Below are 12193 nucleotides of genomic sequence, written 5' to 3'. Positions count from 1 at the left end.
CGGAATGTGTTCAAAATGAGGTGTTTTTCTGCGCTTTCAAGCGCTTATTTGCGCGCGATGCGCATTTTTTCGGGCTTTCGAAAAAGTCTGCGCGTGCCCGTTTCAGGTGGCCTCGACGCCCCGCGCGGCCGTTACGCCACCCGCGGCCGTGGTCGGCGGCATGAAGCGCACGATGCCCAGAAGTCCCGCGAGTTCGTTCGCCGGATGCGCCAGCTCGGCGACGGTGTGCTTGTCCAGTTCGGCGAGAAACGCGTCGCGCGCGGCGGCGAACAGGCCCCTCAAACGGCAGTGGGATTGAATCACGCAGTGACGGTGCGCCTCGTCGTCGCCGGCAAAGCAGCCAACGATCGAAAAATCGCTCTCGGTCTTGCGCACCACTTCGCCGATGGTAAGCGCACCCGAACGCTCGTTCAGTTTCAGCCCGCCATTGCGCCCGCGCACGGTCTCGATCCATCCGAGTTCGCCGAGTCGCTGGACGATCTTCATCAGGTGATTCTTCGAGATGCCGTAGGCGTCCGAGATTTCCTGGATCGTCGACAGCCCGTCCGGCCGAACCGCCAGATAAAGCATGACGCGGAGTGAGTAATCGGTGTAGTCGGTGAGTCGCATGATTCTGTGCACGCGCGAGAGCGCATCAGGGACGAAAATGGACGCAGGCAACGGCGCAAACCGCTTGCCCGACAGCGCGGACGCCCGAAATCCGCTTCGCGCGCAAGGGATAATCGGCGCCTCCGGTGCGGCGGCGGCTAAGATTCGCTGCCGAAGCGACGATTCCGGCACTACAGTGCCGGGATTCGGCCCGCCACGGATGGTTGAACAGGCCACATTGTCCGTCAGAACGCGCCCGGGCGTCAGCCATTGCGATGCGTCGTCGGGGCGTGCCGCTTCGTGTGCTGCTCCATGTGCCACTTGTGGCTCGAATCTCTCCAGGACCGCTCACATCATGAATCAGCCCACTCCACCTCTGGACGGTACGCCACGCCACACCGAAGCCGACGAAACCAATGTGCGCGCGCTCGTCGAGGCGTTTTATCGACGCGTCGACGACGACCCGCTGCTCGGTCCTGTTTTTGCGCGTGAACTGACGGGCCGCTGGGACGAGCATCTCGCGAAGATGACGACGTTCTGGTCCAGCCTCGTGCTCGGCTCGAAGCAGTATCGCGGGAATGTGCAGGAGGCGCATCGGCCGCTCGGCGACATCGAGCCGCAGCATTTCGCGCGTTGGCTGGCGCTGTTTCTGAATACCGTCGAGGCGCGGTACGAGCCTGCGGCGGCCGTGCTGTTCATGGAACCCGCACTGCGCATCGCGCAGAGTTTGCAGCTCAGCAAGTTCGGCTGGGACTATCGGATTCCGGAGGAGCAGGTGGCGTTGCTGGCGGCTTTGAAGCGCATGCGTACGGGGAAAGAGGCGACCGATCCGCCGGCGCGAGGCGGCGGGGAGCCGTTTCCGGCGAGGTTTGTCGGGCGCGGGGCGGGAGAGGATTGAGCGGTTTTCAACCCCGCGCTTACGTGCTTACGACTTGGTTAGCGCTTCTTCGCACTATTCGTCCTGGCTCCAGCGCTTCAACGCCGACTCGTCCGATTCGCGCGCATCGACCCAGCGCTCGCCGGCTTCGGTCTTCTCCTTCTTCCAGAACGGCGCCTGGGTTTTCAGATAGTCCATCACGAACGCGCAGGATTCGAACGCTTCAGCGCGATGCATCGCCGTGGTCGCGACCAGCACGATCTGGTCGAGCGGCTTGAGCTGCCCCACGCGATGCACGATCAGCACGTCCGATCCCGGCCAGCGCTCGCGGGCTTGCCGTGCGATGGCTTCGAGCGATTTCTCGGTCATGCCGGGGTAATGCTCCAGTTCCATCGTCTGAACCGCGCTGCCTTCGTTCAGATCGCGCACCGTCCCGACAAAGCACGCCACCGCCCCAACCTTCGGGTTCTGCGCGCGCAACGCGGCCACCTCGGTGCTGATGTCGAAATCGGCTTCCTGGACCCGGACCGTCGTCATGTCAGCCCCCCGTGACCGGTGGAAAAAACGCGACTTCGCAGCCGTCGGTGATGCGCTGCGACGCGTCCGTCATCACGTGATTGCAGGCCATGCGCAACGCGCGGCCTTCGGCGAGCGCCTCGGCCCACGCGCCGCCGCGCGTGCGCAGCCACGCGCGCACGTCGCCGACATTCACGATGCCTTCGGGCACCTCGACGCTCTCGTTCGCGACGCCGAGCGCTTCACGCACGCTGGCGAAAAACCTCAATTCCACTTTCATGATTGCCTTGCCTTGCCCGATGCTCATTACAGCTTCAGCGCATCAGTTCCGAAAACGGGATGAAGCGCACGATTTCGCCGGCGCTGATCGCGTGATTCGGCGGATTGTCGATGAGGCCGTCGCCCCAGACCGTCGAGGTCAGCACCGCCGAGCTCTGGTTGTCGAAAACGTCGAGGCCGCCCGCATCGTTCACGCGCGCCCGCAGGAATTCGTTGCGGCGATCGCCCTTTTTCTGCGTGAAGTCGGCGCGCATCGAATAGACGCGCGGCGCCACGTTGCCGACGCCCGCCAGGCGCAGGATGAACGGCCGCACGAACAGCAGGAATGTGCAGAAGCTCGACACCGGATTGCCCGGCAGTCCGATGAAGAACGCTTCTCCGCCTTCGCCTTCGCTTTCACGTTCACCGCCGCCGCCGCGCCGCACCGCGCCGAACGCGAGCGGCTTGCCAGGTTTCATCGCGATCTGCCACATCGCGATGCGACCTTCCGCCTCGACCGCTGGTTTCACGTGATCCTCCTCGCCGACCGAAACGCCGCCGCACGTCAGGATCAGGTCGTGGCCGCGGGCGGCCTCGCGCAACGTTTCGCGGGTGGCGTCGAGCCGGTCCGGCACGATGCCGAGATCGGTGACTTCGCAGCCGAGCTTCGCGAGCAGCGCGCACAGCGTGAAGCGGTTCGAGTTGTAGATCGCGCCTTCCTTCAGCGGCTCGCCGGGCATCGTGAGTTCGTCGCCGGTGAAGAAGACGGCGACCCGCGTCTTCCTGACGACGTCGAGCGCCGCGCATCCCACCGACGCCGCGAGGCCGAGCGCCTGCGGCGTGAGCCGCGTGTCGGCGGGCAGGATCACCGAACCCTTCCTGATGTCCGCGCCTTGCCGCGTGATCCATTCGCCCGCGGCGGGGGCCGCTTCGAACGCGACGCGTCCGTCGTCAGTCGCGCTCGCCATTTCCTGCATCACGATGGCATCGGCGCCGGGCGGGACCGTCGCGCCGGTGAACACGCGCGCCGCCGTGCCCGCCGCGAGCGGCCCGGCGACGTGTCCGGCCGGTACGCGCTGCGACACCGTCAGCGTGACCGGCTGCTGTGCCGATGCGCCCGCCAGATCGGCCGCGCGCACGCCGTAGCCATCCATCGAACTGATGTGCATGGGCGGGACGTCGAGCGGCGAAACGACATCGGCAGCAAGCACGCGGCCGAGCGCATCGAGGGTGTCGATGGATTCGACACCCTCGACGCGGCGCGCGGCGGCGAGCAGGATGCCGAGCGCTTCGGCCGTGGCGAGCATGGGTGGACGTGAAGGGGCAGCGGGCGTGGATGACATTGGGGTCGAGATGAGCGCCGGTGAACGCGTTCGTCAGGGTCGGTGAAAGCGTAAGCACCATTGTAGCGACAAGCGCGCGAATCGATCGCAGCGGGCGGGCGGGCTTTGCGAGACCTGCAGGCCTCGTCCACACGCTCCGCCCGATCGTCATGCCGACCGCACCGCGCATCGCATGTAGAACCCGTGCATTGCATCTCAAGACAGCGTTGATGCTTCAATCGAATCGCGCATCCCGCACTGCGCCGTACGGGTGAACCACGGATTCGACTCGGATCGCGGATCGCCTCAATCCTTCAAAACAGGAAAGTCATGAACGTCAATCAACAACTCCGCTCGCCACAGCAATTGCAGCACAGCTCCGGCGACGGGCCGCGGGAAGTACCGCCGCCGGTGCAGCAAGAAGCCGGCTCCGGGCCGCGGCAAAACCCGCAACAGCCCGCGCCGCCAAACCAGCCTCGGATTTATTCTCCGAGCAACCGAACCGCGAACGGAAGCGCCGGCAACGACGCGCCCGAGGAACCGGCGGGAACACCGATCTTCGAGGGTTTCACCCCGCAGCAGGAAAATACTCTGAGCAAGGCTTTTTCACACGCGAAGAGGATGGTCCATTCGGCGCTGGAGAAGCTGAAAACATCCCCCCCGGATGTCAACTACGAGATGAACTTCCGCGAACCGACCCCGGAGAACGTCAAGGAAGTCGAGCGAGTGTTGACCAATATGGATAAATCGATGGCGCACGACCAATACACGTTCAAGGCCGCCGAGCCCTCCTCCGAAGTGCCAGAGAGTTTTGGGGCCTATGTCAATACCCATGATTCCGACCATCCTCACGAGATCTACGTGATGCCGAACTTCTGGAACCATGCACCCGAGACGAACCGTACCGAAGGGATGATCGCGCACGAAATAAGCCATTTCAAGGACATCGGTGGGACGGAAGATCTGGCGTAAGGCCCCATGCAGTCCTGGCTGCTTCCCCCGTCCGACGCTCTGCGCAACGCCGATAGTTACGGCATGTTCGTTCAACACCAGCCGACCGCCTGACGCCCGCTCCGCTGAGCGATGCAGTCTCGCTCAGCACTGACGCCGCCCCGTGCCGCCTGGTGCGCTGGAAACAAAATCACGAGAAGCACGGGGCGGCATCTGATCGACCTTAATTGGCACGCAAGCCGTCACAAAGCTAATACCAACCACTGATCCCTCAATCCCGCATCGACTTCCGAATCCCATCCCGAATTGGCTCCAGCAAATAATCGAACGCCGAGCGCGCGTGCTTGCGGATATAGACCTCCGTCCTCAGGCCCGGCCCCAGAAAAACCGGCTCTTTGGCAAGCCGGTTTGCTTTTTCCAGCGCCTGAGCCGGCACCTCGATCCTCACGACATAGAAATGCGCGCGCTTGTCGCTATCGGCCAACGCATCCGCCGAAACATAAGTCACCCTGCCGTCGAGCATCGGCGTGGTGCGCGAGTTATAAGCGGTCAGCCGGACGTCGGCGTGACTGCCGGGCGCGATCTCCCGCACGTCATCCGGCCTGATATTGGCTTCGACGATGAGCGGCGCGCCGTCGGGCACGACATCGACAATCGGTTCACGCGGCGCGACCACTGCGCCGATCGTGTGCACCTTCAGTCCGACGATCAGTCCCGCCACGGGCGCTGCCACGCGGGTACGCGCGGAAAGATCGTGGGCCGGGCGAAGTCGTTCGCTCAATTGAACCGCACGGTTGTTGGCTTCCTTGAGTTCGTCGTCCGCAGCCTTCACGTAATCGTTGCGCAAGCTCGTGATCCTCAGTTCGAGATCGGTTTGCCGTTGTCCGGCGCGGCTCAGCTCGGCACTTCCGGACTGCACGTGCGACAGGGCTTCAGCTTCCGTCCGCTGCAGATCGAGCACCTTCGTTGCAGCCACGAACCCTTCCCGCTGCAACGCTTCGTTCGTCTCCCTCTGCTGGGCCGCCATCGCGTGGCTGCGGCTCATGGTCTGGACCATCTGTGCGCTGATTGCGATTTCCTGCCGGGTCTGGGCGAGTTCGGCGTGCAGCATCGCGCTCTGCTCGACGAACCCACGACGGCGCGCCGTGAATAGCGCCGACTCGTGCTCGAGCATTTCAGCGACGCGCGGATCGTCGCGTTGCTTCGCCAAGCCCACCGGAAACACCAGGACATCCTTCAAATCGCGCTCGGCCGAGAGCCGCGCGATCTTCGCCCGCTCCGCGTCGGATTGCGCCTGCAGCGCGGACAGTTCAGCCGCCGGCCCGACGTTCTCCAGCACGATCAGCACCTGGCCAGCTTTCACCCGATCGCCATCGCGAACCAGAATCTCCTTCACGATGCCGCCTTCCTGATGCTGCACTGTCTTGCGCTCACCTTCCGTGCGCACCAAACCTTCGGCAACCACGGCGCCGAACAGCGGCGCAAGTGCAGCCCAGCCCGCCATCAGACCCAGTCCGACTGCGACGCCCGCGCTGCTGACTGCGATCAGGCGGCGCGGCAACGGCAGCACGTCTCCGGTGGTGGTCACTGCACTGGACGATGATCGCCGCACGGAATCTCGCAGTCGGCGAAGTGAATCAAACCAGGTCATCGGTCGCCTCCGTCGGCAGTTCGGCAATGGGTCGCCGAACCGGCTGAAGCGAGGTCCGGCCGACCGGAAGTGCCGCCAGATCGATTCCGGGTACTTCGTCTACAGGGGACATCGGCGCGCCGGCGCCCGCCCGAAGCAGGTCCGGCGGGGGTCCGAAATGCTCCATCTGCCCGTCCCGCAGACGCAACACCCTGTCGGCCAGTTCGATCAGCGATGGCCGGTGCGTAATGGCGATGATGGTGACGTTCTCGGCTTTCAGTTGCCTCAGCACCTTGTCCAGGGCCGCTTCGCCTTCCGCATCGAGACTGGCGTTCGGTTCGTCCAGCAACAGCACAGCCGGCTCGCCATACAGGGCACGCGCCAGCGCGATCCGCTGGCGCTGACCGCCGGAGAGCAGGTCGCCCGCATCCCCGATCATTGTTTCGTAGCCTTGGGGCAGGCCGAGGACCATCTCGTGGACGGCCGCGCGCCGTGCCGCGCGCACGATCGCGGCCGAGTCGAGCGGCAGCGGCTTCGCAGTACGCGCGATGTTTTCGGCGACTGTGCCCGCCAGCAGTTCGATGTCCTGCGGCACGTAACCGAGGTAGGGACCGAGCGCATGCCTCGGCCATTGCGCTACATCTGCGCCGTCGAGCCGGACAGTGCCGGCCTGCGGCCGCCACAGCCCCGCAATGACCCGCAGCAGCGTCGACTTTCCGGAAGCGCTCGGACCGGTGATGACGAGTGTTTGCCCGGCCGCCAGCTTGAAATCGATACCTCGCAGCAGCACCCGGCCGAGCCCCGGCGTGCCCGATGGCACGCTGAACGCAACCTGCTCTACCCGGATCTCGCCGGTCGGCCTTGGCAGCGCCACCGTCTCGGCATCGGCCGAAACGGCCAGCAGGCTGTTCAAGCGGGGCCATGCCTCGCGCAGCTCGCCTGCCTGCTTCCAGTTACCGATCAGCTGCTCGATGGGAGCGAGCGCCTTGCCGAGCAGGATCGTCGTGGCGAGCATCACGCCGGGCGTTGCGTAGCCGGCGATCACAAGCCCGGCGCCAGCGGCCATCATGACGACCTGGATCGCCTGGCGGAGAGTCTTGGTCACATCGCGGTAAAGCGCGCTCCTGTCGGACACGTCGCGCTGAGCGGCGATGTATTCGCGCTTGCGCTTGTCCCAGGCGTCGGTCAGGTTGCCGACCATCCCGAGCACGGTCATGACCTCGGCGTTACGCATGATCTGCTGGTAGAACACATCGCCTTCACGCTGCCGTGCAAGGTAGGACTGGATGGCTTTGCGCGTGACCCGGTCGTTGAATAACGCGACGCAGACCAAAACGAGCGCGCTGATCGCCGCGATCAGCGACAGGGTCCAGTGAAAGAGACCAATGACGGTCAGATAGACCAGCAGCCATGGCGTGTCGAAGAAGGCGATCACGCCCGGCCCCGCCAGAAAGGCCCGCAGTGTGTTGATATCGCCCTGGCTCGCGATCGGCCGGGGCGGCAGGCGATGCGCGTGCGCCGAAATCTGTGTTTGCATCGCCAGGCGGTCGAGCCGATTGCCGATCTGCAGGCCAAGGTCGGAGAGGATTCGGCTGCGCGCGATGTCGACCATCAGCATCATGCCGAGCGCGATCACCATGAAGACCATCAGCATGAGCAGCGTTTCGATGCTCCGGCTCGGCAGCACGCGGTCGTAGACCTGGAGCAGATAGATCGTAGGTGCAAGCACGAGGAGGTTCGAAGCGATGCCGAACATTGCGGCGATGAGCAGGTGACGTCTGACGAGCCTGTACATCAGTGCACCGCCTGCGTGGCGGGTGGACTTTCGATCAGCAACGCATCCAGTGCTGCCAGGTCGGCCTCGCCGAGATCGGCGGTGCTCGCCTTCAGCTTCAGGCCTTGCACCAGCGTTTCCGCCCGTGCGCGGGCCAGATCACGCCGCGCACGATACAGCTTGTCGGTCGCGTCCAGCACGTCCGAGTTCACCCGGACGCCGACGCGGTAGCCGGTCTGGTTCGACTTCAGTGCGATCGCCGCGGATTTCACGGCGGTGGCGAGCGCGTCCGTCTGCGCCAGACCTCGTGTGACGCCGAGGTATGCATCGCGCGCCGCGAGTTCGGCGCTGCGTTGCGCATCGTCCAGATCGTGCCGAGCCTTGTCCTCCAGCGCGAGCGCTTCGCGAATCCGGCTCTGCGTCATGAATCCGTCGGTCAGTGGCAGCGAAATCTGAATGCCGATGGCGCTCGCGGTGCCACGATTGCCCCCCGTGTAGAAGTTCGCCTGACCGTTGATGAACGCCGCGTTGCCGTTATCGACGTTGCCAACCAGGGAAACCGTGGGGTAATGCCCCGCCCGCGCCTTGCTGCGTTCTCGCCTCGCAACCTGCGTCGCGATTATTTTTCGGCGCACGTCGTAACTCGATGCGTTGGCCGCGCTGACCCACGGGTCCACATCGGGTGGATCGACGGGAGGCAGCCGGACATCGGAGCGCCATCCGCTTATTTTGCCGACAGGTCGGCCGACGATCTTCTGCAACACCGCGTAGCTCGTGTCGAGCCGGGTCTGCGCGGCGATCTCGTCTGCCCGTGCCGCGTCGAATCCGGCTCTGGCTTCGTTCGTGTCGACGATGGTCGCGTCGCCCATCGCGAAGCGGCGCTGTGCGAGTGCCAGTTGCTCCGCTATTGCCACCCTATGATTGACGGCAAGCGCGAGGTCGTCCTGCGCGTCGAGCGCGTCGAAGTAGGCCTGCGATACGCGCAACAGCAATTCCTGCTTCGCCTGAGCCAGCGCCAGGTCGGCGTCCATCGCGAGAAGCTTGCCTTGCTGATAGGTTTCCCACGCGTCCCATTTGAAGAGCGGCTGGTTCAGCGTCAACGTGAAACCGATCGTTGAATAGCCCGGGATGGTCTGCCCCGGAATGCGGACGCCGTTGCGATAGATGGACTGCTGGATGCCCACTTGCGGCAGGATTCCCGCCCGGCCTTGAGGGGCTTTTTCGATGCCGGCCCGCCACGCAGCTTCCGCGCTTTGAAAGGCTGCATCGGCCGCGAGGGCTTCATTCGCCAGATCGGCCAGACTGGACGCCTCGGAAGTGTTCACCGATACAGCCAAAAGAATGCCGGTGATGGCCCGCACTGCGCCGGCCATCCTTACGATGAAATTAGCTGAACTCGTCTGCGTTAAATGGAGTTTATGGTTGCTTTGGCTACCGGGCACCTCGGCGGTTTGATGCGTAACGCGGAGCGGCACTTCTGAATGCTCGACAGTCGAACTCACGGGTGGGTTTCTCTGATTATTTTTGAGTAATAGGCGGGATTTAATCCCCGCCGATTGCGGGGATGCGCTTCATTCAAATCACAGCATGCCGCTCCAGAGCGGCTGCCCCGCAGGGAAGCTACCCCCGCCGCCATAAATGCTGCTGTTTTGCAGCAGGTGTCCATCGCCGGAAAATTTTGACTGTGCCGTCAAATGGCCGGTCGCATCGTAGTTCTTGGACCAGTAGGTGCCGTCGTTGTTGTACGAAAACTGTGAGAACCCGGTCAGGTTGCCCGACGTGAAGCTGTAATGATCGGCCTCGATTTGACGGCCACCGCCATCGAAGAAATCCCGCTCGCTCAGCTTGCCCGACATGAACTGGTAATAATCGGTGATGACGTGGTTTGAGCCAAAAAATCCGACTAATTCCTGTGATCCGCTGAACGCATGCGAGACGTAGCTTTTGTCGATTGAAAAGTCGTATTGCTGTTTCGCTTGCCCATTCGCGTAGAAGATGTCCTGCGTCTTGAAGCCGCTGGCGCTGAATTTTGCATATTCTGTTATCTGACCGGATACGCCGAACAAGGCGGCGATCTGCGAACCGTCGGTGTTAAAGACGTGCGAGCCGTAGCTACCGTCCAAGTTGAAGTCGATTTGCTTCGTCGCCTTCTTGTCCGCGCCGTAAAAGATGTCCTGCGTTTTGGAACCGCTCGCGTTGAATTTCGCATACTCGGTGACCTGGCCCGTTACGCCGAACAGTGTTGCGGTCTGCGTGCCATCGGAGTTGAAGTCGTGCTTCGTGTAACTTTTGTCTAAATTGAAGTCGTATTGCTGTGTCGCTTTGCCGTTCGTGTAGAAGATGTCCTGCGTTTTGACGCCGCTTGCGTTGAACTTCGCGTATTCGGTCATTTGGCCGCTCACGCCGTATAGCGTCGCGGTTTGCGAGCCATCAGCGCCGAAATCGTGCTTGGTGTAGCTCTTGTCCAAATTGAAGTCATACTGCTGCGTCGGCTTTCCGTTGGTGTAAAATATATCCTGTGTCTTGACGTTGTTTGCGTTGAATTTCGCGAGCTCGGTTATCTGCCCGGTTGCGCCGTACAGGGTCGCGGTTTGCGAACCGTCTCCATTGAAGTCGTGTTTTGTGAAGCTCTTGTCTAGATTGAAGTCGTATTGCTGTGTCGCTTTGCCGTTCGTGTAGAAAATGTCTTGTGTCTTGACGCCGCTCGCGTTGAACTTTGTGTACTCGGTCATCTGGCCGGTTACGCCGTACAGTGTCGCGATTTGAGAGCCGTCTGTGTTGAAATCGTGTTTCGTGTAGCTCTTGTCAAGGTTGAAGTCGTATTGCTGCGTCGCTTTGCCGTTCGTATAGAAAATGTCTTGTGTCTTGACGCCACTCGCGTTGAACTTCGTGTATTCGGTCATCTGGCCGGTTATGCCGTACAGTGTCGCGATTTGTGAGCCGTCCGCGTTGAAATCGTGCTTTGCGTAGCTCTTGTCGAGATTGAAGTCGTACTGCTGCGTCGGTTTGCCATTCGAGTAAAAGACGTCTTGCGTTTTGAAGCCGCTCGCGTTGAACTTCGCGTATTCGGTCATCTGGCCGGTTATGCCGTACAGCGTCGCGGTTTGTGAGCCATCCGTATTGAAATCGTGTTTCGTGTAGCTCTTGTCGAGATTGAAGTCGTACTGCTGCGTGGGTTTGCCATTCGTGTAAAAGATGTCCTGCGTCTTGAACCCGGCTGCGTTGAACTTCCCATACTCGGTCATCTGACCGGTTACGCCATATACTGTCGCGGTTTGCGAACCGTCGGTGTTGAAATCGTGCTTGGTGTAGCTCTTGTCCAGATTGAAGTCGAATTGTTGAGTTGGTTTTCCATTCAGGTAGAACATGTCCTGAACCTTGAATCCCGTGTAGTCGAATTTTCCCTGCTCCCTTACCTGCCCGTTCAGGCCAAACAGGGTTGCGGTGATGTATCCCTTCAGCGACACATCACCCGACATTGTCATCCACGTGCCGTCCTTCAGAGGAACAGGCTGCGTCCCTATCGAGCACACCTTCTCGCCATTGACGATGGTGTTCGTATAGGTGATTGTCGGCCCCTGGATTTTCTGCCAATCCACGGTCGTCGCGACCTCACCGCAATGACTGACGATCCACCAATCCGCATAGAATTCCTTATAGGTGAGATTCGTCGCGATGGATGGAGAAAGCGTGCCATAGAATTTGCCCGCCACATCGACAAAGGTCGAACTCGGCTTGGTAAGCGTTTGTGCGGCAGTGGAACCATACAGTACGCTAGTAACATCAATTCCAAGTGACTGAGCAAGTTGTGTCAACTGCGGCGTCAGCACGCTTTTGTCGTCGGAATGCATATGCCCGGCTTTGCCGCCAGTCAGGCCAAGTTGCATAGCGACTATGTATTCCGAAAGGAGCGCCACGCCTTCGTTAGCCAACCCGTTTGCGACGGCCTCGTCCGGATTAGTCGGGTTTTTACCGCCCGTACCGCCTGGTAAGAGCGCGTGCCCCAGTTCATGCGCGAGCGTGGTGGCGAAAAGGGTTGGAGACTCGATCCAGGAGGGGTCGAAGTTGATTGCCTTGTCCGTAGAATTGGTGGAAACGCCACTCCCTGCAGAGCCCAGACTGAATTTCCATTCACGATCATTTCCAAACGAATTCAGCTCGCCAGCAAGGAAGGGAGATTTTTCCGCAGCCGCAATAATTGCATTATATGGAGCTGAATTCAAAACCAAACCTTCGGCCAGCTTTTTCAGAATATTCTGCGTGAGCGCTATGGTCAT

General features: G+C 61.6%; 10 protein-coding genes. 2 read left to right on the top strand and 8 right to left on the bottom strand.

From position 1 onward, the window contains the following. Nucleotides 1–102: 102 nt before the first annotated feature. Nucleotides 103–609 carry an Rrf2 family transcriptional regulator gene (locus AWB68_RS00315; RefSeq protein ID WP_087642510.1) on the bottom strand — a complete coding sequence of 169 codons (507 nt, stop codon included), beginning with the start codon at nt 607–609 and terminating at the stop codon, nt 103–105. A 334-nt stretch (nt 610–943) separates the two neighbouring features. Between AWB68_RS00315 and AWB68_RS00310 the strand changes: the two genes are divergently transcribed. Next, nucleotides 944–1486: a group III truncated hemoglobin gene (locus AWB68_RS00310; RefSeq protein WP_087642370.1), complete on the top strand. Its 543-nt coding sequence runs from the start codon at nt 944–946 to the stop codon at nt 1484–1486. Between the two features lie 54 nt (nt 1487–1540). On the opposite strand, the gene moaE is transcribed toward AWB68_RS00310, so the two are convergent. Genes moaE through AWB68_RS00295 form a run of 3 tightly spaced genes read right to left on the bottom strand, consistent with a single transcriptional unit; the run spans nt 1541 to nt 3546 of the window. Beyond that, on the bottom strand, nt 1541–2002 hold the full coding sequence (gene moaE / locus AWB68_RS00305) for a molybdopterin synthase catalytic subunit MoaE (protein WP_087642369.1): 462 nt from the start codon (nt 2000–2002) through the stop codon (nt 1541–1543). A 1-nt stretch (nt 2003) separates the two neighbouring features. After that, entirely contained in the window at nt 2004–2261 is a 258-nt protein-coding gene (moaD, locus tag AWB68_RS00300) for a molybdopterin converting factor subunit 1 (RefSeq protein WP_087642509.1), read from the bottom strand. Nucleotides 2262–2295: 34 nt separating this feature from the next. Further along, nucleotides 2296–3546 (bottom strand): molybdopterin molybdotransferase MoeA, encoded by a 1251-nt coding sequence (locus tag AWB68_RS00295; protein WP_374729539.1) that lies wholly within the window; start codon nt 3544–3546, stop codon nt 2296–2298. A gap of 345 nt (nt 3547–3891) precedes the next feature. Here AWB68_RS00295 and AWB68_RS00290 point away from each other — a divergent pair, with 345 nt between their 5' ends. Next, the gene (locus AWB68_RS00290) at nt 3892–4533 is read left to right on the top strand and encodes a M35 family metallo-endopeptidase (RefSeq protein WP_087642367.1); all 642 of its coding nucleotides are present in this window, start codon (nt 3892–3894) and stop codon (nt 4531–4533) included. Between the two features lie 250 nt (nt 4534–4783). On the opposite strand, the gene AWB68_RS00285 is transcribed toward AWB68_RS00290, so the two are convergent. The 4 genes from AWB68_RS00285 to AWB68_RS00270 form a co-directional block, all read right to left on the bottom strand. Then, the gene (locus AWB68_RS00285) at nt 4784–6100 is read right to left on the bottom strand and encodes an HlyD family type I secretion periplasmic adaptor subunit (protein ID WP_235028133.1); all 1317 of its coding nucleotides are present in this window, start codon (nt 6098–6100) and stop codon (nt 4784–4786) included. A gap of 49 nt (nt 6101–6149) precedes the next feature. Further along, nucleotides 6150–7937 (bottom strand): type I secretion system permease/ATPase, encoded by a 1788-nt coding sequence (locus AWB68_RS00280; protein ID WP_087642365.1) that lies wholly within the window; start codon nt 7935–7937, stop codon nt 6150–6152. Next, nucleotides 7937–9241: a TolC family outer membrane protein gene (locus AWB68_RS00275; RefSeq protein WP_235028132.1), complete on the bottom strand. Its 1305-nt coding sequence runs from the start codon at nt 9239–9241 to the stop codon at nt 7937–7939. The genes AWB68_RS00280 and AWB68_RS00275 overlap by 1 nt, the downstream gene beginning before the upstream one ends. A 255-nt stretch (nt 9242–9496) precedes the next feature. Then, nucleotides 9497–12193 carry a hypothetical protein gene (locus AWB68_RS00270; protein WP_125482837.1) on the bottom strand — a complete coding sequence of 899 codons (2697 nt, stop codon included), beginning with the start codon at nt 12191–12193 and terminating at the stop codon, nt 9497–9499.

The organism is Caballeronia choica (assembly GCF_001544535.1).
In the GTDB taxonomy this organism is placed as follows: Bacteria; Pseudomonadota; Gammaproteobacteria; order Burkholderiales; family Burkholderiaceae; genus Caballeronia; species Caballeronia choica.
This window is presented reverse-complemented; position numbering and strand designations above follow the sequence as displayed.